Annotated in this window: 9 protein-coding genes; 8 read left to right on the forward strand and 1 reads right to left on the reverse strand. The window is 58.5% G+C overall.

Going from position 1 to position 23,405, the window contains the following annotated elements:
- Positions 1-34 precede the first annotated feature (34 nt).
- From L1A08_RS21210 to L1A08_RS21230, 5 genes are read left to right on the forward strand one after another with little or no spacing between them, the layout of a single operon-like run.
- Positions 35-325 carry a hypothetical protein gene (locus L1A08_RS21210; RefSeq protein ID WP_238758575.1) on the forward strand — a complete coding sequence of 97 codons (291 nt, stop codon included), beginning with the start codon at positions 35-37 and terminating at the stop codon, positions 323-325.
- Positions 326-339: 14 nt separating this feature from the next.
- Positions 340-1,413, forward strand: a complete 1,074-nt coding sequence (locus L1A08_RS21215; protein WP_238758577.1) for a toprim domain-containing protein — start codon at positions 340-342, stop codon at positions 1,411-1,413.
- Positions 1,410-3,245, forward strand: a complete 1,836-nt coding sequence (locus tag L1A08_RS21220; protein ID WP_238758578.1) for a hypothetical protein — start codon at positions 1,410-1,412, stop codon at positions 3,243-3,245. Before L1A08_RS21215 ends, L1A08_RS21220 begins: the two co-directional genes overlap by 4 nt.
- Positions 3,246-3,248: 3 nt before the next feature.
- Positions 3,249-4,814: a ParB N-terminal domain-containing protein gene (locus L1A08_RS21225; RefSeq protein WP_238758579.1), complete on the forward strand. Its 1,566-nt coding sequence runs from the start codon at positions 3,249-3,251 to the stop codon at positions 4,812-4,814.
- 37 nt (positions 4,815-4,851) lie between these two features.
- Positions 4,852-6,180, forward strand: a complete 1,329-nt coding sequence (locus tag L1A08_RS21230; RefSeq protein WP_238758581.1) for a DNA modification methylase — start codon at positions 4,852-4,854, stop codon at positions 6,178-6,180.
- A 125-nt stretch (positions 6,181-6,305) separates the two neighbouring features.
- On the opposite strand, the gene L1A08_RS21235 is transcribed toward L1A08_RS21230, so the two are convergent.
- On the reverse strand, positions 6,306-6,689 hold the full coding sequence (locus L1A08_RS21235) for a winged helix-turn-helix domain-containing protein (protein ID WP_238758582.1): 384 nt from the start codon (positions 6,687-6,689) through the stop codon (positions 6,306-6,308).
- 513 nt (positions 6,690-7,202) lie between these two features.
- Between L1A08_RS21235 and L1A08_RS21240 the strand changes: the two genes are divergently transcribed.
- The 3 genes from L1A08_RS21240 to L1A08_RS21250 all read left to right on the forward strand — a co-directional run bounded on the left by L1A08_RS21240 (position 7,203) and on the right by L1A08_RS21250 (position 23,404).
- Entirely contained in the window at positions 7,203-7,850 is a 648-nt protein-coding gene (locus L1A08_RS21240; protein ID WP_238758583.1) for a hypothetical protein, read from the forward strand.
- The gene (locus L1A08_RS21245; RefSeq protein ID WP_238758584.1) at positions 7,847-9,775 is read left to right on the forward strand and encodes a terminase gpA endonuclease subunit; all 1,929 of its coding nucleotides are present in this window, start codon (positions 7,847-7,849) and stop codon (positions 9,773-9,775) included. The genes L1A08_RS21240 and L1A08_RS21245 overlap by 4 nt, the downstream gene beginning before the upstream one ends.
- Positions 9,776-9,976: 201 nt before the next feature.
- Positions 9,977-23,404, forward strand: a complete 13,428-nt coding sequence (locus L1A08_RS21250) for a cadherin domain-containing protein (RefSeq protein ID WP_238758585.1) — start codon at positions 9,977-9,979, stop codon at positions 23,402-23,404.
- The last annotated feature ends 1 nt before the right edge of the window (position 23,405 follow it).

Raw genomic sequence — 23,405 nt, forward strand, 5'->3', positions numbered from 1 at the left:
TAGAGGGACATTGTTTTTCACAAAGGAGAAAGGGATGGCGGAAACTTACCGCTATGTGTTCAAGCCGAATGTTTCGATGGTGGAGGTGCAGGCTTCGCTGTTGCTTTCGGTATGGGCGACCGAGGCGTTGCACGGAACGTCGCAGGTGCAGCTGGATGCGGACTACGAATTCGATGAGGAAGACCGGAAGGTCGTTATCGACGCCAGTACGGAAGTGGGGAAGGATCTCAACCGAATCCTGATGGGCTTCCTGCAGCGGGAATTCGAACCGCACGAGTTCTCAGTTGAACGCATCACAGAAACCCCGCAACCAGTCGCCGCTTGAGGACGGACAGCGATATGCACGGAAGCAATGAGAAGTGGCAACGTGTGAGCCGCCTGCATCCATGCCCCATCTGCGGGAGACCGGACTGGTGTCTGATTTCCCTAGATGGGACGGCGGCGATCTGTGGCCGCACGTCCGACGGAGCCATCAAGTACATCGACGGCTCGGGATTTCTGCACCGCATCGATCCCGACCGTGTTGTGCCGCTCCCGCCGGTCACAGCCGTTTCGGACGACTCCGAGAAGCCCGACTTCATTGCACTACTCCGGCAGCACCGTGAGCACGCCGAACCCCGCCTTCAGGATCTGGCTCGCACACTCGGCGTCAGTGCCGATGCTCTTCGCAATCTCAAGGTTGGCTTCGACAACCGCAAACAGCAGTTCCTGTTCCCGGAGCGGGACGGGCAGGGGACCATCGTCGGCATCCTGACCCGCGATCAATACAGTCAAAAGAAACGCCTCAAAGGCTCGAAGAACGGTCTCAGCTACGCGGATGCCTGGGACAGTGGCGAAGGCCCCGTGATCCTCGTCGAAGGCCCGACCGACACCGCCGCCTTGCTGACGCTCGGCCTCAACGCCATCGGACGTCCCAGCAACCGGGGCGGTGTGGTCTTTCTGGCTGAGCTGCTGCACGACTTCCCGGAGGATCGTGAGATCATCGTTCTCGGGGATGATGACCAGAAGGAAGACGGGCTGTGGCCAGGCAAGGACGGTGCGGTTCAGACGGCGAAGGATTTGGCCACCCGACTCGAGCGAACCGTCTGCTGGGCGATTACGCCGGACCACGCCAAAGATGCCCGGGAATGGTTGAGTCGGTATGTGACTTCTGAGCCGCTCAAAATGCAGCAGTGCTTTCTCGATGGGCTGCACCCGAAGAAGATCACACCCCCACCAACGGTCCGAGTTCCGCAACTCCGCGTTCCCGACACACTGCTCGGGGACTATCGCGATGAGATGGTCATGGCCCGGCTGCGAGGTATCGACCAGCCCGGGTTCTACCTCGACCGCTCGATGACTGGCACCGGCAAATCGACCGTGGATCTCGAAGTCGTGAAGGTGCTCATCAAGCTCGCAGGAGGTGCCGCGTGAAGGCTCTCCTCGCGTATCCGACGCATCGCAACCTGGCCGAAGAACTCGAGCGGTACGAAGCCGCCGAGATCGACGCCGCTGCCTACCCTGTCCGGGCCACGACAGAAGCCGAAGACCACGCGATCAATTGCTGGAATCCGGAAGCGGATCAGGCTGAACAGATCGGGTTACCCGTCGTCAAAACCATCTGCAACGGCTGCGAGTATCGGAGCCAGTGTGCCGACGATGGCTACCTCGCTCAGATGCAGCGAGCCCGGGAAGCGACCGTGTCACTGGTCACGCACCAGCGGCTCTCGAAATCGGGCTTCGAAGAACTGGCGGGCGAGCGCCCGTTCGCCTCGGTCCACGAAGACGTGCTGACGGTGCTGCGTCCTGAGATGACGCTAACGCTTCAGGATCTGTTCCTGGTGCGCCATTTCGTGGACGGCATGGTCGGCAATCCCAAACACCTCGACTGGTACAGCAGCGACGAACTCACGACCCGTGACGGAGAGGTGATTCAAGACCAGGACCTCGTCGTCAAACGCCAGCGAATCTACGAGGCGATGATCGAACTCGGCAACATGCTTGAGGATCTGGAGAACGCCCTCAACGCGGCGGAGACCACGCAGGCCTGGCATTCGCCGGTCACGATCAAGACACCACCCGGCTTTGAGTCGTTTCTGTGGCGAGTCCTCAAATACGAACGCGTCCGCTTCGAAGAATCGCCGTGGCGGTTTATCCTGGCGGCGCTGACCGGGCAGTTGTATGCGGGCATGATAATTGTCACCGAACATCACGTCAAAGGTGCACCACAAGGAACGACGGTGAAGTTCCGGAAGGCCTACGGCGTTGTCCGCAACGACCCTCCCGCCGGCAAGACCGTCTGGTTTTCGGATGCCACAGCAGATCAGGATACGCTCGAGTCCTTGCTCGACGGTCGCGTGATCGACGCCACCCCCGGCGGCGTTGTCCCGCTGCAGAAGAAGGCCGAGCAGTACCACCGAGACATCACCCGAAAAACGCAGCCGGCCGTACTCCGGTCACTGATCCGCGGTCTGCTGTGCAAATACCTTGACCGGATCGCGGTGGGCGTCATCACGCACAGCAATCTGCTGCCGGCCATTGAGAAGCTCGAACCGGAGTTCCGGGACCGCATTATCAAGACGAGTTACTACGGCTCCGGCGATGAGCGATCTAGCAACGACTGGTACCGCCACTGCGACCTGATCCTCGTCTTGGGGACACCTCGCGTTCCGGCCACGACCGTCATCGAATATCTCATTCGTATCGGGGAATGGGATGCCGCCTGCGCTGCGTCCGAATGGGGCGAGATCTACTGGCATGCGGAAACGACCGACGGCGAAGACTTGAAGCTCTCAGGACGCGGCTATTACGACCCGCTGTGGATGACGGCTCATCGGGCCATTGTCCGGGCCAACGTCGTTCAGGCGATTGGTCGGGGCCGTGGCATCCTCAAGGATGGCTGTGATGTCATCGTGCTCAGTTCCGAAGAGTGCGGACTGCGGGTGATCAACGATCGGCCGCCCACCATGAACGACCAGCTCGTGCGTGTTTGGGGACTGATCCAGGAGCTAACGGCAAGAAACCTTAAGTTAATTAATTATACAAAACTTGCCGTTAGCACGTCGGAGGTGGCTGACGCCGCCCACGTCCCTCTCCGTACCGCCCGCTATCTGCTGTCCGAGCTCGAATCGCTCAACCTGATCCACCGCGAAGGACCACGCTCCGGCTGGTTGCGTGGACCAGCTCCCGCTTCACAAATGTCGTCTGCGCCAGATAGTGCTGGTCGCGACAATAGCAACCCTGATCCTCAGACTGAAGGAGTCTAGTTCTTGACCGTCGCCTGTCCCGCTTCCTCAAAAGCCGACCAGTCCCGTGACGCTCTGCTGCGGCAGTGGCGCACGTCCAGCGACCGGGTGATTGCCACGTCTCTGGGGGTGAGCAACCGCACCGTCTCCCTGCAGCGCAAACAGCTCGAAGCGGATGGTCTGATCCTGCCGCGTGAATCGAGTACACAGGCGGTCAAGGCACGCCAGTACGACGTGTGTACTGCAGCCATCGAACCTGCGGACCTCAATGATGAGCTCTACGACCCGATCGATGAAGACGAACCCTCGTTCAAAGCTCTCCTCGCAGACATCGAACAGAACGGCATTCTGGAACCGATCGTCGTGAGCGGCGACGGCTACATTCTCTCCGGTCACCGCCGGCATGCAGCCGCTTGTGTGATCGGTCTGGATCGCATCCCGGTGCGGGTGAAGCACGACGTCTCGTATCTCCGTGATCCCGATGCGTTCCTGCGGCTGCTGGCCAGTTACAACCGCCAGCGCGTGAAGACGACCAGCGAACAGATGCGGGAAGAAGTCGCCCTGATGACCGACCAGTCGTATCGGTCGGTGCGAGATTTTCGGAGAGAGGCGAGTGTCGTCAACAGCGAGACGGTCGAACTGCGAGGTCGTAAGCGCCGCTCAACGATTCGGGACAAGATCGAACTGCGGGATGCCATCGTCCGAGTGATTCACGATGAGCAACGCAACTGGCCCCTGAGTGACCGGGCCGTGCATTATCGCCTGCTGAATATTCCGGGCCTCGTGCGGAACGACAAGACCCGCGTGCCTTACCTCAACAACGCCGCGTCCTACGACGATGTGACCAACATGCTCACGCGGCTGCGTCTGGATGGATCCGTGCCGTTTGAGTCGATCGCGGATGAGACCCGGCCCGTGGTCCTCTGGAATACGCATCGTTGTGTGGGCGATTACGTGCGGCAGGAGTGCGATGGCTTCCTGTCGGGCTACTACCGGAGCCTGCTGCAGAGCCAGCCGAACTGGATCGAACTGCTCGTCGAAAAGAACACGGTCGCCAGTCAGCTGCGTCAGGTCGCCGCAAAATACACCATCCCGATGACCAGCGGGCGGGGTTACTCGTCACTGCCGCCACGCAAGAACATGGTCGACCGGTTCCGGCAGTGCGGCCGCGAACAACTGGTGGTCGTTGTCGTCAGTGACTTCGATCCGGAAGGGGAGGACATCCCGGGCAGTTTCGGCATCTCACTGAGGGACGACTTCGGGATCCCGGCTCAGCAGCTGAAGATCGTCAAAGCCGCACTGACCGCCGATCAGGTCGCCACGCTGGAACTGCACGAGGGACAGATCTCGAAGGATTCATCCTCACGGTACAAGCGGTTTGTGCGGGAACACGGCGAACGGGCCTGGGAACTGGAATCACTTTCCGCTGATCGGTTACGTGACATCGTTGAGGCCTCGATCCGGGACTTACTGGATCTCGATGCGTTTGAAGCCGAGGTGGCTCGGGAAGCCTCCGAGCAGGAAGAACTCAACGAAAAACGACGCCAGCTCCGGCAGGCGTTGACCGCCAATATTCACGACGCTGACTGACTGACATTTCACTTTCCTAATCAATGGGGACTATCGCATGCAGACGGAACTGAAGATCGAGCAACAGCCGCTGAAGAACGTCAAACCCTACGAGCAGAACCCCCGCAAGAATGAGCAGGCGGTGGAGCAGGTCGCCCGGTCCATCGAAGAGTACGGCTTCCGGCAACCAATCGTGGTCGACGAGCAGGGGGTGATCATCTGCGGTCACACCCGCTGGAAGGCGGCGAAGAGGCTCAAGCTGAAGCAGGTGCCTGTGCATGTCGCCACGGGGCTGACCGAAGCCCAGATCCGGGCTTACCGCCTCGCCGACAACAAGACCGCCGAGCTGGCCGAATGGGATCTGGATCTCTTGCCGCTCGAACTGACGGCCCTGCAGGGCATGGACTACGACATCAGCAGTCTTGGCTTCACGGTCACGGAACTCGCCGACCTGATGCAACCCGAGCCGCCTGAGCCGCAGAGCGATCCGGATGACATTCCCGAACCGCCCGACGAAGCCATCACGCAGCCGGGTGACCTGTGGATTCTCGGAAATCATCGTCTGCTGTGCGGGGACAGCTCGAAGCCGGAGCAGCTCGATCGTCTGCTCGACGGCCAGCCCATTCACCTGGCGAACACGGACCCGCCGTACAACGTGAAGGTCGAGCCCCGGAGCAACAATGCGATCAGCGCCGGGCTGTCGTCGTTCGAGGGTACGAAACACCACCAGAAGCTGGATGTGGAGCGCCATCCGTCGAAGGCTAAGAAGACCACGACCAAGATGCGCGCCAAGGACCGGCCACTGGCCAACGACTTCGTGACCGACGAAGAATTCGATCGACTGCTCGATGCCTGGTTCGGGAACATCGCCCGTGTCCTGCTGCCGGGACGGTCGTTCTATATCTGGGGCGGCTTCTCCAACTGTGCCAACTATCCGCCGTTCCTGAAGAAGCACGAGCTCTACTTCAGTCAGGCCATCATCTGGGACAAGCTGCACCCTGTGCTGACACGGAAGGATTTTATGACGGCGCACGAGTGGTGTTTTTACGGGTGGAGATCCGGCGCCGGCCACAAGTTCTTCGGGCCCAACAACGCCACCGATCTCTGGCACGTGAAGAAGGTGACGCCGCAGAACATGGTGCATCTCACCGAGAAGCCCACCGAACTCGCCGAACGAGCCATCGAGTACTCGTCGCAGAAGGGAGAGAACGTGCTGGATCTGTTTGGTGGCAGCGGCTCGACACTCATCGCTTGCCAGATGACGGGACGTCGTGCCTTCCTGATGGAGCTGGATCCGCCGTACTGCGATGTGATCGTGCAGCGCTGGGAGAACTACACGGGACTCAAAGCGAAGCGGGTTGCCGCGGAGAATGAGGTGGCCGCATGAATGGCATCGTCGAACACGTGGGCCCGTGTCGCGTTCCCGAGAGCGTCCGCACGTTTCCGCGCCACAACGAACAAACGCCCCAACGTGGCGAACGTGGGGCGTTGTGTGGCGAGTCTCGTGGGAGTCTAGCGGGCTTGGAACTGGCCGCGTTCGACCTTCGTGAAGCGGGCGTTGTCGCCCCTGGTATTGATCTCCCGCATCATGGCCGCGTAGAGCGTGTTGTGCGGGGTCTTGCCAGCCGGGCTCGACCAGAGACCTTGCGTTGCCGCCGCCTCGACGATCGCCTTACAGGCCATCGGTTGGCCCGCGTCCTTCAGGATCTGATGGGCCGCGTCGAGCAGGCTCAGTTTCGCTTTGGGTTTGTCCGCCTTCTTGGCCAGCGTCGTCGTGCCTTTGGCTTTCTCAGCCATCCGTCGTGTGCGTGGCTTCCTGGTTGTCTTCGGCTCGGGAGCCTGAGCGTCGGTCTTCGGTGCAGCAGTCTTGCGTGCGGTCTTCTTCTTCGTTGCCATTGTCGTGGTCCTCATTCTCTGGGATCGTGGTCTATGCAAGCCAACGCGGCTCGCGACGACCATCAGTTACCTCGACCGCGAAGACACATCCAGTCCGTTCTCGGAGAGTTCAGAAAGATGTTCTAAGGTTGCCTGCCACCGCTCTCACGCTTCGTAGACCGAGGGTCCACCCAGGTTGACACGCATGTGCATAATGCTGTTAAGAACCAGTCCACTGCCGCGACATGGCGAGTCCACTCCAGAAAGGCCGTCGCCGTAAGTCTTTGCGAGATCAATGGTTCCTTCCAGGCGGGGGTACGGGCCGCGCGGTTCGTTTTACCGCGGCATTTTTGTGCGTAAGGGGTGAATTTGTCTCGGTAAGTAATAATTACTTTGAGGGGACTCCCGGGCCCCCAGAGTCTACAAAACAAGGCATTCGGGCGATTCCGGAAGTGTCCCGAGCGTGAGAAAAGACTTACTTGAGGGCCGTTCTTCGGTAAGTCAAATTTCACGAAACTAGGGTATATCGAACCCATGGCAAAACGCGGCAACAAGCCACCGGCGAAGAGCACGTCCGGGCTGTCCGATCAGCTCGAACGGGAGCTGGCCGCGCGGGCCTACCGCAAAGTGATGTCGGGCGAGACTCCGTCCGCGCAGGAGCGCTCCGCTCTCCGCCGCTACGAAAAGCAGCAGGAAGAAGACCGTCGCTGGCAGTATTACGAGACGATCCCGCAGAAGCACTGGCGGGAGATGTCGGGGCGTCAGGCGAAAGTCATCAACGAACAGGCGGAGCGTTATGGCATCCCGTTCGGAGGCAAAACGATCTCCCTGCCCCAGGTCGTGCGAGCCATGCACAACTTCCTGGCTGACAACTGCCGCCGGTTCCCGCAGGACGATGACCTGCTGGCTTCCAACGTCGCCAGCCCCGCGCTGGAACGGTACCGCGAAGAACGAGCCATCATGGCGCGACTGGACCGCCAGGAACGGGAAGGGGAGTTGATTCCCCGTCTGATCATCCGGGAGGGCCTGGAACGGATCGCCGCGATTCTCCGCACCGCCGGGGAAGCCTTGCGGCAGCAGTTCGGTGAAGACGCCGTCACGATTCTGAATGAAGCGCTCGATGAAGCCGAGGTTGCCGCCTGCCGACTTTGTGACGAGGACCTCGAGGAGGACGATGCGTGAAGCAGACTCTCCAGAAGGAACTGGCCTCGCTGATCGTCCGGTCGCGAACCTCCCGACTCCGGACGATGCGCGAGTTTGCCGAGCAGGAGATTATTGTTCCGGACGGACCTTATCAGGGACGTCGGTTCTCGTGCGATCGGCAGCCGTTCTCCCGGCTCTGGATGGACTCCGTCAGTTCTGGAAAGTGGAACCGCTTTGTGGCTACGGGACCGACGCAGTCCGGCAAGACCCTCTGCTGCTTCCTGATCCCGCTCTTATATCACCTCTTCGAAGTCGGCGAGACTGTCATCTGTGGACTCCCCGACATGGACATGGCGGCCGACAAATGGCGCGAGGATCTGCTGCCCGTGATTGAACGCTCCCGCTACCGCGAACTGATGCCCGTGCGGGGGAGCGGTTCCCGAGGCGGGAAGATCGAAGCCATCCAGTTCCTGAACGGGGCCACATTGAAGTTTATGTCGGGAGGAGGTGGTGATAAATCCCGGGCCGGGTTTACGTCCCGCGTGGTCGTCATCACCGAAACGGACGGCATGGACAAGTCGGGCGTCGCCAGTCGGGAAGCGGATAAGGTCACACAGCTAGAAGCCCGCACCCGGGCCTACGGCGCCCGCAAGCGGATCTATCTGGAATGCACGGTCTCGACGCAGGACGGGCGGACGTGGCAGGAATACCGGGAGGGAACCGCGAGCCAGATTCTGCTGCGGTGTCCGCATTGCCGGGACTGGGTGAGTGTCGAGCGTCAGCAGCTGAGAGGCTGGCAGGACGCACTCTCGCAGGCCGAAGCCCGGCGCAAGGGCGCCTACGCCTGTCCGAACTGCGGGATGTTCTGGACCGAGAACGATCGACGCCAGGCCAACGTTGACAGTCAGCTGGTGCACGAGGGTCAGGAGATCACGGCGGAAGGGGCCGTCACCGGCGACCCCAAAGAAACCGAAACGCTCGGCTTCCGCTGGTCGTCGGTCCACAATCTGTTCCAGACTGCCGGAGATGTCGCCGCCGATGAATGGAAAGCCGCCCGCTCTCCGGACGAGGACAATGCCGAGCGCGAGATGCGACAGTTTGTGTGGTGCCTGCCGGTCGTCCCGAACCGCTGGGAAGAGACCGCGCTGCAGGCCGAGGAGATCACGCGCCGCGTCTCGATCTGGCCACCGGGCGTCGTGCCGCCGGGAACCGAGTATCTGACTGCCGCGATGGATCTCGGGAAGTATCTGTGTCACTGGATCATCGTCGCCTGGCAGGAGGATGCGTCCGGCTACATCGTGGATTACGGACGACTCGAGGTTGCGTCTGAAGATCTGGGGCTGGAGCCGGCTCTGCTGCTGGCGATGCAGGAGTTCTCGGGCCTGGTGCGCATGCGTCTGCCCATGGGGATCGATGAGAACGAACCTTCCCGCATTGAGGACAATCGTAAGGCCTTCGACGCCGCCTGGATCGATGCCGGCTACATGACCGAGACCGTTTACAAGTTCTGCCGGAATAAACCGGGGATCTTTCCGGCAGTTGGTCGCGGCGCCACGCAGATCTCCACCCGCTGGGACCATCCCTCGAACTCGAAACGGTCCCGCTTGCGGGGTGTCGGCGAAGGGTATACCGGCAATGACCTGCTTGACCACGGAGTAACTCTGCTGGAAGTGAATGCGGACCACTGGATGAGATGGGTGCATCAGCGGCTGACGACGCCCTTGTCGCAACCCGGCGCGATGCGGTTGTTCCAGGCCGCGCCGCACGAGCACCTGAGTCTGGCCAAGCACCTGACCGCCGAGCGGAAGATCGAGGAGTTTGTGGCCGGGAAGGGGATGGTGACTCGCTGGGAACGGATCCGCAAGAACAACCACTGGTTCCGGGCTAGCCTGATGGCTCCCGTCTTGCAACAGGGACAGAGCTTTCCCTCATCCGGGCGATCGGTAAACCGGCAAGTTTGGTGAGAATGACACTCGCGCACCAAAGCTCGTTTTATCGAGAGATGATGACCAGTTGTGAATCTCGAAAAAATGTGCGCTGGATATTTGACATCTTTTTATCGTGTTCACTAGAACGTTGGTCCACTTTTCGGATGTTCATGACACGCCATTCGCGTCGCTGTCTATCGTCACCCGACCACTCATCCTACTCGAAGGAACGCGCTCATGCTGTTGCGGCCGTGGCTGGAACTGTTGCCGGTAAAACTGCGCTGGTTGTCCCGATATGGTCATCACGTTTCCAGGCGGGCCCGCCGTCCCCGGCGACTGCAGTTCGCAGGCGAGGTGCTTGAACAGCGGACGTTGCTCACCACGTTCACTGCGATCGATGATGTCTTCGTCGGCGAGTACAACCGCACGGGGACCGCTCTGGACCTCGCGGTGCTCGATAATGACGACATCGATCCAACGCTTCTTGACGGCAATTCGGCCAATGGCGAGGTCACGATTCAGCTGCAGGGTTCACCAGCCAACCTTGCTGTCGTTGGCAATCTCATTCAGTACACCCCGGGAGTTACATTCGAGCAGACGGTGGAGTTCGACTACGCGCTGTTTGATGGGACCACAACCTCGGTGGCGTCGGTGACTCTTGAGCTGTTTGATCGGAATAGCACGACGTCGCCGGTCGTTGATGACGAATTCACAGTGCGTCGAGTTGATGATCTGTTTGGAGCGGACGGCACAGCTTATGAGTTCCTGCAGAACTCCGATGGACGGCAGGTTCTGGATAGTCGTTCAGAACTGATGATCAACGGGCAGGCGAGCGGATCGAAGACGGGGAAGGGCCCCTTGCTCGGGGAACAGGTCGTCATTGATGCCACTCAGTCCTATACGTACTCAGGCTGGTTCCGTGCCGGAGACGAGGTCAACAGTTCCGGCAGTTACTCGCCGAGTAATACGCAATATCTCGGGTTTCGAGAATACGATTTCGACGGCAACGAAATTGCGCCCATCCACGTGCTGCGGTTCTCCGGGAGTGTGGATGCGGTTCTGGCCGAAGACTTCGACCCCGTGACAGACACCCAGATTGTTCTGGTGGGGACCGGATTGGGATGGAGCACCGGTGGTGCTGGACACACGCGCAATGTGGCATTTCTGAATTATACGACGTCAGATGGGATCACGCATGCCGACTACACGCGTCATGTGACGACCGCCTATTCCAGTGGGATGTGGACGACATCGGGCATCACGGAAGATGTCGCCAACAACCGCACCTATATCACCTTGTCTGCTAACGCGGCGGCGTCTCTGGATGTTGTTCCCTCAGGAATCATCACCGCGGGGACCAAGGTCCGCAACGCCTCAAGCGGGCAAACCTTCAACTATTCATTGGGCTCGGCAGTCACGCTGATCCGAGACGCGTCCAATCCCGTCGGATGGACGTATCGCACCGCCGTCATTTCTGGTGTGAAAGACCCGAGCGATGTGGGGCACACAACGTTTCGTCCGGGAACATATTCCATTCGTCCAGCCATTCTCGCCAATCACACCGACAGCGGTGGCGGCAGTCAGGTTCTGGAGTACCGCGACGTTCGCTTTGGGCTAACGCAACAGGCCATGACGGGCCTCGAAGACCAGACTGGTTTCCAGGCGGTGATCCCGTTCGGTGGAGCGACGCTGCAGAGCAGTGACCAGAGCGACGAATTCCGGGGCGACGAGCTCATCAGAATCGATGCAGCCAAGTCCTATGCGCTCACCGGGTTTATCCGGTCCGGCGATGGTGCAGGCGGACAATTCAATGCCGCCAACCAGCACTACGTCGGGTTGGAGCAGTACGACGCTCAGGGACGCTTGCTCGGACGCTCCGGTCAAACCCTCGTCAGCACCGGCGATCAGTGGGAGCCGCTGACGCTGCTGCTCAGTGGCCAGACAACGACAACCTCAGAGACGACGCTGAAGCTCCGTCCCGATACCGCTTACATCCGGCCGATCGTGCGGGCCAATGAGTCAACAACCGGCAATCTGTTCTCATGGCGGGATCTGACTGTCAGCCGGGCCGTTGATCTCTATCGGGACGGCACCGTGGATCTGACCTTCGGCGGGCAGACGACCTATACAACGAGCACCGCTCGTGACGAGATCATGTCCGATCAGATACTGCCGGTGGACACGGCCCTCCAGTACGAGATCGCTGTGGAGATGCAGGCCCAGCAGCAGTCGGGAGCGGCGGCCGAGCGGCACTACTTCGGATTTGCCTCGTACGATATTGACCTGAATCTGATCAAACCGATTCACGTGCTGACCTACGGCAGTTCGCAGGAAGCGACTCTGGCTGTGGATTTTGATCCAAGTGCGGGCGGGACCATGTACCTGTCCGGAGACCTCTCCGGGTGGAGTACCGGCGGAGCGGCTCACACCCGCAATCTGAGCTTCATGAGTTATGCGGACAGTACCGGTCACGTCCACAGTGACTATTCCCGATACGTCACTCAGAATTTCAGCAGTGGTGGAATGTGGGCTTCCGGAGGAATCTCGTCGGCCACCTATCAGGTCGACGGAAATAGGGATTTGATTCTCGACGCGAATGGGGCGCCGATCGAAGCTTCCAGCGGTTCAACGGTCACACTCTGGAAGATCGCTGTCACCGGATCGGTCAGTGCGGCGATCACCGATGGCACAGACGGACTGTTGGATGGCAATGGGAAGATCGCTGCCGGGACCAAGGTCCGGAATGCCCAAAGTGGAACAACATACAACTACGCGCTTCTGCACTCGGAATACATCAACTCCGAATGGACAAACTATCATACGGTCATTGGAGGCGGGACGATCGCTCCCGGTGGAGCCGAGCCGAACCTGTTCCGAGCAGGGACGGCGTATATCAAACTGGTGGGAATGTTTAACTGGGCGTACTCCGGTCCCGACGACGATCTGACGCTGACGGCAACGGAGGTTTCGTTCCGCAACGCGTCAGTGGCCCAGCTGAGCCATGTTGATGGTGTGGTCACGCTGGATCTGGATGTTCTCAAGAATGATGGCATCGGTGCCGATCCGGCGTCGGTGAATATCACATCTGTCACGACGCCGGAGTTCGGAACCGTTTCGATCGTCCAGGGAAATGGCACGACGACTGTCGACCGGCTGCAGTACTCAACACCGGCCTGGTTTGCGGGAACAGATCTCTTCACGTACACCGCAACTGACGGCGATGGGAACGAGTATACGGCGGAAGTTCGCGTGCAGGCGGTGGGGCATGACGTGGAGGTGAGCGTCAGTTCTCAAGGTAACCCGGCGACCGATTGGGAGACTCTCCGTGCTCAGACCGATCCAGCGGCAAACACGGTCGCTCCCACGGCTTTGGATGAGAGCTATACCGTCGCGATGTCAGGTGAGCTGACAATCGACACGGCCGGAACATCGTTGCTTAACAACGACTCGGTGAATGATGGCGATTTGGCTATTACGCGGCTGGTCAGCGGCCCAGTGAATGGAGCATTGAAGCTGAGTCACGATGGGACCTTTGTCTACAGGCCGCGTCCCGGCTTTATGGGAACCGACTTCTTCACCTACGCTTTGTTCGATGGACTTCACAGTTCCGAAGCGACGGTCGCGATCACGGTCACGAACCAGGCCCCCACTTTGCCGGACACAACGGTGTCGCTGGATGAGAACTCCGAGCTCGGGACTGTCGTGACCACGCTCGTAGGGACCGATAGCGATGTGGGCGACAGCCTGAGTTATGCAATCACCGGCGGCAACACAGGTGACACCTTCGCGATCGACTCAACCACAGGTGTGCTGGCAGTCGCCGACAACTTCCTGCTGGATTTCGAAAGCCCCACTGTCTGGAACCTGCAGATCGAAGTGACTGATGCCGCTGGCAACACAGACTCCGCCTTTGTGGCGGTGACTCTGTCGGATGTGAACGAAGATCCGACACTGACGCTGCCGAGCACTCCCAGCATCGCGGAGAACTCTTCTGGAGGGACCGTTGTCGCAACTCTGTCCGCGACGGATCCCGATAGCGGCGAGTCGCTGAGTTATAAAATCGTTGGCGGCAACACCGATAACACCTTCGTCATCGACGAGCAGACGGGGGTGATCACTCTTGCGACTCCTGATCCGGTGCTCGACTTTGAGGCGACCCCGACATGGGACCTGCAGATCCAGGTGACCGATTCTGCAATGAATGTCGACACGGCCACATTGACGATCGCGTTGACCGATGTCAACGAGGCACCTGACCTCACCTCGCCGACGACGGTAAGCGTGGCCGAGAATTCGATGAATGGAACTGCAGTCGCGACACTCATGGCGAGTGATCCAGACGCTGGCGATACGGTCACGTTCACCGTCAAACCTGGCTTTGGCGATGATGCGTTTCAGATTGTCGGCAACCAGCTTCAGGTGAAGGATGCGACTTTCTTCAATCATGAAGTGAATCCGACGCTCACGGTCACTGTCATCGTGAAGGATGCCGGGGAACTCGCAACGGAGCATGATCTCACGGTAACCGTCACGGACGTCAACGAGGCGCCGGAGTTCTCTCTGCTGCCTGACGGACTCGTGGCCTACGTGGGAAGCTTGAGTCAGTCCGTCGTCGGGACGGTTCTGGCCACGGATCCGGATGACGCTGATTCGATTACCTACTCCCTGGTGGGAGGGACTGGGCAGGGCATCTTCTCCATCGATGCCGCGACGGGCGTCATTCGCATCGTTGATGCATCGGTCCTTGATCCCGAGGTGACGGCTCAATACGACCTGCAACTGCGAGCCACGGAAACGGCCAGTGGACTATACACCGAAACGACGGTCTCTATTGACGTCGCTGAGGCGATCCCGGTCGCGCAGCACGATGAGGTGGTGGTCGCCGCCGGAGGCAGCGTCACCGTGGATCCGCTCGCCAATGACTCCGGCTGGGATGGTGCGTCAATTACGCTTTCCGGATTCGATGAACAGACCGTTCTCACGCTTTCGCATGGGAAACTGGCCTATCAGCCGAAGGTTTCTGACTCGCTACTGGCTGAGTTCGAAATGGCTGGTGGTTTAGACGTGTGGGGCACGTTGCGAGCGTATGTCAACGATCGGTTCGCCGACGAGGATCAGCTATCGGTCGACTGGTTCGCTGAGACGATCGACTGGGAAGCGGAAGATGATGACGTTTTTGAAGCAAGTCTGGGGCCGATCGGCAAACTCGACAATGGGTTTGACAACTACTATCGGTCCGAAGGATCACCGCTCGATCGCGGTAAGTACGTGCTGTACTACGTGGCCACCGATCCGCAGTTCACCGGCTCTGAGTCCGTGACCTACACGGTGACTGATGAGAATGGTCAGGAAAGCGCCGGAACGATTACGTTCACGATCACGGCGGATGGTTCGGCAGCGCCCACGCCCCTGGCCGTCGCTGATCAGTACGCGTTGAGACCGGATCAGGTGCTGAATGTCAGTCTGCCAGACTTCGGACTGTTGGCCAATGATCTTTATCAACCCGGATCGATCACCGTGACATTGGTCGACGCTCCTCTTCACGGCCAGGTGACTGTGCAGAGCGATGGAACGTTTACGTACACACCCGGCAGCGGTTATTCAGGACGCGACGCCTTCACGTATACGGTTACCTATGGCGGCCAGATTTCATCTCCTCAAACCGTATTGCTCGACATCAGCGATGCCCATCTTGCCGCTCCGATCGCCGCATTGACCGTGGAGCAGGGACAGACCGGTAGCCTGAATCCTCTGCTGGATCTCTACCCGTCGGGCATGGTTGATCGCGAGGTCCCGGACGATTCTGTGGAGGATCAGATGGGCTATGAGGGCCAATGGCGTCTGGTGGCGGTTGAGGCGGCGACACAGGGGACGGCCACGGTCCGCTTTGAAGTTCCTGAAGCACTGGTCGCTCACTATGAGAGCACTGGCGGGGCCCAGCGCCACGGTTCTCTCGACGGATACATTGCGGACCATTACGGGAGTCTGGAGGATTACATTTGGGACTACGGAACGATCAACGATCGGTTGCGCTATGTCATCGAATACGAGAACTCCACTCTTGCCGACGGCCAGCAGGAAACACTCGTCTACGTGCTGGAGAATGATCGTGGCGAATGGTACTTCGGAGAGGTAGCTGTAACGGGGGCGGCGTCTGTAAATCATGCCGTTGTCGCCACCGACGACGCCCTTGGGGTCGACCGGGATGGCTTCCTCAAGTTCGACCCTCGCGATAATGATACGGATGCTGACGGGGATCCTCTCGTTTATACGATCCTGGGCATTCAGGAACCGGATCCCGATGCAGACCCTCTTGATGTGCTTACGCGGGAGGGGCTACATCGCGACTATGACGGCAGCATCCTGACACCGAACGGCAAGCTCTCCTTCGAATCCGACGGCTCATTGATGTATACGCCGGAGGTAGGCTTCGAAGGCACGGAGACGTTCGACTACGAAGTGACTGACGGACTGACAACTGCCACGGCGACCGTCACGATTACCGTCCGGCACGGGATCACAACGAACAACGCTCCGGTCCTTACCGACGCGAACTTCAGCATCGCCGAAGATGCGGCTGCGGGCACTTCTGTTGTGCCAAGTAATCTGGCGACGGATGCCGACGGGGATACATTGGCCTATCGGATTCTGAGTGGAAACAAAGACAATCTGTTCGCCATCGATGCAGCGACGGGGGAGATCACCGTCGCTAGCGGTGCAGTCCTCGACTTTGACACTGTTCCCGCGCATACGCTGATTGTGGAGGTCACGGACGATGGCTTCCCGAATGTCTCGACGAGCGCGACCTACACGATCTCACTGACGGATGTCAATGAGGCTCCGGCGATCTCGACGACGACACTGATCGTCGATGAAGACGCACCAATGGGCACGGTGATTGGAACGATCGAGGCGTCCGATCCAGATCAGGGACAGAGCCTGACCTACGCGATTACCGAGGGAAACACGAACAACGCCTTCGCCATCAATGCCGCTACTGGCGTCATCACGGTCTTGAATCCTTCGGAAATCGATTATCTCACGACCCCGTCATTTGCCTTGGAGGTGTGCGTTACCGACGATGGTTCCGGGACGCTACAGGCGACGGCAAACGTGACCATTCTTGTCGCTGGTGCCGGTGCGAATGCGAATAAGGCTCCGGTCCTCCAGAATATCTCGGTCCAACTCGCTGAGAACAGCGTTGGTGGGGATGTTGTCGTTGGGGGCAACCGGGCGACTGACACCGACGGAAACAATCTCACTTACCGGATCGTGTCCGGCAATGAATCGGGGTACTTCGAGATCGATCCACAGACCGGTGAAGTCACCGTGAAACAGGATGCGCCGCTTGACTATGAAACACTGGCGGATCATACGCTGGTGATCGAAGTCACCGATGATGGCCTGCGACCCCAGAGCCAGACCGCCGAATACACGATCACGCTGACCGATGCCAATGATGCACCCGTTTTTGTGACTACGTCGCTGTCGATGCTGGACGACGCTCAGCAGGGAGACGTTGTTGGTGCCGTTCAGGCGAGCGACGTCGATGACGGTGCGGTGCTGACCTATTCACTGCTCAATGACGCCGGCGGGTTGTTCGCGATCGATGCGGCGACCGGCGTTGTAACTGTCGCGGCGGCCGCGGCGGGATTCGATGCCGATGTGACGGGCGAATACACGCTGCAGGTTCAGGTGAGCGATGGGACGAGTTCCCAGACCGTCGATCTACCGGTCGAGGTCGAAAAGCAGACCAAAACCGACCTGACGAAAACTATGGAGCAACTGCTGACATACGCCAGCTTTGCCGACGACCCGTTCGAGACGCCCGTGGCACTTCCCGAAACTGGGGTGATTCCGGAGTTTGTCTCGGCCGACATTCCCGAGTATCTCAGCGAGATGATTTCGGAATGGAATCTCCCCGCTGCTTATCCGGGCCAGGCCAACGTTCCGCAGACGATCACCTCGTACGCCGACACCCCCGCCGATGAAATCGTGGATCTTCCGCTCGGAACACTTTCCATCAGTGAGGTCATCACGGGGGACCGAACGGTATCGGGGAGCTACGTCGATGCCGACAATTGGACCTACACTGAAGTGATCGATCGAAGCTCAGTCTGGACGCTGGCGTTCGATTTGGACCAGGATGTTGATGGAGAGATCACGTTTGCAGGATCTCGCTCTCGCACCGACAAGTTCGGTTGGCGTATCGAAATGGATAATGGTGTCTTTGAATACGCACTCTACACGCTGAATGACGAAGAGATGCGAACCGACACATTCAGCTTCAGCCTGGATGGAACGGTCACCTTCGTCGACGACGATGAATGGACAACCACGCTGGACTTCAGCGATCCGAATGCGACGGACAGTGGTCCCTATGAGATCTCCGGTACGCAGACGATGTCTCTGGTCGCGGATGGATCCGTCGACGAGACCGGTGCGATTCCTGACGTCACTGAAAACTACGCGCTGAACCTGCAGGTCTCTGGAGATTACGGCTATGCCATGCTCACCAGTGTGGCGGCGCCGATGGTATCTGGCGAAGAGGGTACGACGATTATCGTGACCGATTCATCGAATGGATCTGCGGGATGGACCTTCGAGGGAACGCTGAGTTTAACCGGTGACGGCACAGACGTCCTCACCAGCGATGAATACTATAAATTTAGCGGAGACGGAAACGATACCTTCGCATTTCTGTCGACGTCTGACTTCAATGAATCGGAAACGACAACCGAAACGGTGACGGCGGAACCGGACGAAGAAGGGGGCACGGGCACATCGGAAGATTTCACGGTGACGTCGAAGCTGATAGGCTCGATGGATATCAGTAGTGACGGCACCTCGGCGTTCGACTTTGAGCTCATCGGAAATCGGGAGTCTGGCCTGTCACCTGACCTGGTGGAAACCGTTAGTTTCAAAATTCGCAGCAGCAGCTCCGGGAGCTACGGAGTCGTGGGAGATACGCTGACAACGCTGATCGGTGTGGGAGCCACGAGCGGAGAGATCACCTCGATTACGATCAGTGAATCGATCGATGACAGCGGGGATTTCACATCGTTCTTCGGAACCGGAGAAGAAGGCGGGTACGCGATCTCAAGCAGTGCGATCAACGCTGATGGCAAGCGGACCGGTCAAGCCGCATCGAACTACGTGGAGGCCGGAACCAGCCTGTCGAACTACGAAGTCGGTGCTGACACGGAAGTGTGGGAGAACGCGACTCTTGACGCAGCCGGTTCGATACAGGGCGGCGATCGCGTTTACCATTCGAAAGAGTACTTCCGGACGCTGACCCCCGAGTCGGACCCAAGCTCCTACGAAGTCTCCGACACCCGCTCTGCGGCTTACACCCCGGCTGTTTCGGCGGAAGAGACTCTCTCGTTCAATACGGCCTTCGCTTCACGCGGCACCGCACAGACTGTTTCCTATTACTACGAAGAGGTGCGACCGACTGGCACGGTCGAGACTGACGAAAACGGAGGCGAAACCAGTTCGACCGGACATCAGACATTTTATGATTACTTCGCCGGCAGCGATGACTGGAACTCAACTGCAAGTTCGAGTGGAGCAATTACTTTCGATCATACGACCGAAGAGACGGTGACATCCGTCACGACCCTGTATGACGATCAGAGCGATGGCAGCTTTAACTATGCGACGAGCCTGGAACAGCACTCGTCCGAGAACAGCGATGCAGACGGAATTTGGGGAGAAGGGGACGGGACCTCGACCACTTTTGATCTGGCGTTCTTCGAGGGGACTGTGGACCTCGTCGATGGGACGGATCCTTATGGTGGAACGAGTCAGCCCCAGGACAGTGATTCGCATGACGTTGCCACCGGTCCAATGAAATGGAGCAGTCACTTTGGTGGCACCGGTACGTTTACGCTAACGCTGTCCAATGCTGATGTGGACGGCGATGGAGTCGTCGAGGACGGTGAGCAGGAAGCCGAACTGGAGATCTATTCTCGCGACGACTACAGCGGAATGACCGGGAAAGCCGAGGGACTCACCGGGAAGAACGTCTATTCGTACTATTCCGTTGACGCCGATTCGTTGGAAACAGAAACGACGGATGGTGTGACGAAGCGCAGTAGATCGTCAATGTCCGAGTCAGAGTCTGGTCTGAAAGAGATCAGCGAGGTCTACAGCGGATTTGTTGAATATGACGTGACGGATACGCTGACCACCGAGAATGGCTGGGACGACGATGAGCAGACTGAGCCAACTAGCACGGCGGTCGTCAATACGACGATGGATGAGAGCTACCGGTTTGACGAGTACTTCGACTACACCGCGAGCTCAAAGAGCACCGCACGTTACAATGAGTCGGACCAGAACAGTCAATCCAGGGTTCGCTACTCCTCCGGGCAGTCGGAAGGAAAAGGTGACGGAAGAAGGCACTACTGGGAGACAGAGAATCTCGCACTCGACGCAGATGGTCGGATCACGGCGAGAAGTGAATCGAACTTCACCGACGAATATGTCTGGGGACGCGGAGGCTACGAACGTCTGACATCCGTCGAAGATGAGATTTCCAATGAGATCTTGCTCACGAACCAGGCGTTTGCAGGTTATCCCTACAAAACGGGCTCCTTTACAACGATCCGAGGATCTTCGACCTGGTCCGCGACGACCCTGTTTCAGGAAACGGCTTCTTCCGTGTCCGAGACCATCGGCGAGAAAGTCGTGCCGGACGATGTTGTCACGGTTCAATCTCAGGGTGGGGGGCCCCCCAGCGAGTACAAATACGATACGAAGTCTGCTTTCAGTCATTGGATTTCAGATGTCGGAAATCAGGACGTGAGAACCCGAGAGTTCTATACGACCGAGACGTTCGATCTGATCGACGACGGAAGTACGACAACGTTCACGACACCGAACACCACGCCAAGCACGACAACGACCGACGTCGGTCCGGTCGCCCAGTTGCCCGTCATCGGTCATCTGCAGACGAGAGCGGTCGCGAATTCCCAGGGACAGGGGCCGATCAAATACAATGCACTAGCGATGAGCTATGCTGATGCGGAGACGACACTGACGGCCGCGGAAGTCAAGGCCAGTGACGGCATGACGCTCAACAGTTGGAGCGACGCCTGGACAACTTCGGATGCTGGACAGAATTCGGGCGAATCCTACGACCATAGCGAGTCCGTGCAGCTTCTGTCGAATCAGAGCAAGAACGAGAGTGCCAATCGAATCGACCGAAAAGACTGGATGTTCTCGTCAAAACAGCACCAGCTGGAATTTAGCAGCGCTCATGCAATCGTTGACACGATCGCCTATGGCGACAACGTCGTGTCGTCTGCAGAATTCAGCCCGGAATTCCCCACCTTCTACGATACGGATTCATTCGAGGACAACTACGAATCGGAAGAATCTCGGCAGGCCACGATTGTCATCACTGGCCGGGGGACAAGCTCGACCGATCAACGGGAATCGGTCAGTCGTTCCCAGGGGCACTCGAACACGATCACGGGTACCGGACGCAACCGTACCGCTGAGGTGGTAACACTCTCCGGGGGCGATCACATCATTTCCGCGGTTCTGATGTATCGGACACACGTTTACGCCCGCTGGGATGACTATGTGGAGATCAAAGCTCGCGATGGCCGCGTCGATCGCAAAGTCCTCGCAGACGACTTCCACATGGTCCAGATCGACTCGGAGTTTGAGTGGAACGTTTTGGGAACGGTTTCGAATCAGCTGCCGCTGAAGTCAAGTGGTTCTCGAGGTAGAACCCAAACCGCTGCCTACAAGTCCGAGATCGAGATTTCGAATTATCCGGGCGGAAAGAATTCGGTCAAAGAGACTCTTGGGCAAACTGTTCTGGACCGAGTCTCACTTCAGCACCAGCATGAGAACGCTGATGCGGCCGACGGGTACGATGCCATGTCGTATTCCGAGTTTGCCACTGGAGGTATCAGTGTCGACGCCGAGGGGAGTTACGGCGACGATGGCAAGATCGATTACACCGTGACCGGCGTGGCGGCGACGGGTGCGAAACGTGCGGTGAGTCCCAGCGAAATGATGGGCATGTTCGACGAAGAGCATTTCTACGAGCCCCCGCTGTCGAATCCGAGCATCTACGAGCAGGAAGACATCTTCTACTATGATGACAGCTCGAACTGGACGGCTCCGGCCGAATACCATGATGGGCTGGCCGTTCCGGAGTTGACTGAACAGGTCGAGCCACGCATTCAAGCCCTTGAGTCGGCGATCGATAACTCGCATCAACCGGCCGGCTTTGACGTGAGCATTCGTTTTCCAAACGCAATGCTACAGAAGACCAATAACGCCCAGAAGCTCGGCTCCACAGACGACTATGAAGGATTCGACATCTGGGATAGAGAAGGACCGGCAAGTCGACAGCACCCTCAGTTCTCAATGGAAGGAGACGGATACCCGGCACCTGCCAACAACCTTCTGCCGGCGTGGGAGTCCACGCAGCAGGTGCCAACACCAGCAGGTGACGACAGTGGGACAGGTGATGGGACGACCGGCGGCGAGTCGGACGGCGAAACTGATTCCTGCAACTGCGAATGCCCGACGGAGTACCGAGATCTAGATCAAATTTGGTATGAGTATTACTACGACGATAACGACACTCCGGAAGATAAGTCCGATGACGTTTACGTCGGCTATGGCGTCTTTAAGGTCTATGACGTAGGGCCATTTGGGCATGGAGCAGTAGTCGGCAATCTCTATGATACAGACGGAAACATCGTCAGTGCTATTGCTTATGATTACTCGATTCGTAAAGTTATCCCGGTGGACGATGGAACTGAAGCCGGCCAGGCGGAATCGCCGCCGACCGGCCCTTCGAACTCCATGGCCCAGGGGGCGAAGTTCCAGATTCCGGAGGTGGCTGCGAAATTTGGGGAGTATGGTGCGGAAGGTCTCAACCCTCCTGATGGAGGGGAGATTGCTTACGAGCCGCCCGATGCCGTGGAACTGTTTAGAACTGTCGGCAAACACCAAGAGAAAGCCAAAAAGAACCACGCGGCTGCCTGGAACATGTTCAACCAGACCGGCGAGATCGTCGAAATCGGTCAAAAGACGGCCCGAATCATCGTTGACGTTACGCCATTTGTGGGGGCGATCGTAGGTTTCGTGGAAACGGCAGAGGGGAAAAACTTCTTTACCGGAGAGGAACTTTCCAAGCTCGATCATGCCATTGCGGGGATCTCCACGGCCTTTGCGGTACTACCGGTTACCGCACTCATCGGCCGGGGAGTGAAGGGAGCTTCTGCAGCGGCTAAAGAATTGAAAGCCTTAGAGGCTATCCTTCAAAACGCAGAGCAAACGGACGAGGTTTTGGACGCACTGAAGAAGGTAAAAAATACACGCCAACAAGTCGAGAACGCTCTTGAGTGCGCAAAAAGACTTGACAAAATACTCAGCGGTACGACGCCAGGAAGAAAAACTGCGGGGCCGTCTCTGCAACGTCACAAGCAAGGCAGTTTTAGTACCGCAAATACAGACTTTGATTCGCTCGGCCCCTCGAACGTGAAAAGCTTCGAGACAAAATGGGGGCCCGGACGGACGGGGATCTTGCCAGACGGCCAAATAGTGACTGTCAGACCGGGAAGTTCCTATGGACGTCCTACTCTGGAGATTCGTCGATCGAATGGGCGTGGTGTCGAAATTCGTTATGACTGAT

The organism is Rubinisphaera margarita (assembly GCF_022267515.1).
Taxonomy (GTDB): domain Bacteria; phylum Planctomycetota; class Planctomycetia; order Planctomycetales; family Planctomycetaceae; genus Rubinisphaera; species Rubinisphaera margarita.

Bases quoted from the DNA above. Each gene is read 5' to 3' on its own strand.
- L1A08_RS21210 (WP_238758575.1), top strand. From the start codon at position 35: ATGGCGGAAACTTACCGCTATGTGTTCAAGCCGAATGTTTCGATGGTG.
- L1A08_RS21215 (WP_238758577.1), top strand. From the start codon at position 340: ATGCACGGAAGCAATGAGAAGTGGCAACGTGTGAGCCGCCTGCATCCA.
- L1A08_RS21230 (WP_238758581.1), top strand. From the start codon at position 4,852: ATGCAGACGGAACTGAAGATCGAGCAACAGCCGCTGAAGAACGTCAAA.
- L1A08_RS21235 (WP_238758582.1), bottom strand. From the start codon at position 6,689: ATGGCAACGAAGAAGAAGACCGCACGCAAGACTGCTGCACCGAAGACC.
- L1A08_RS21240 (WP_238758583.1), top strand. From the start codon at position 7,203: ATGGCAAAACGCGGCAACAAGCCACCGGCGAAGAGCACGTCCGGGCTG.
- L1A08_RS21250 (WP_238758585.1), top strand. From the start codon at position 9,977: ATGCTGTTGCGGCCGTGGCTGGAACTGTTGCCGGTAAAACTGCGCTGG.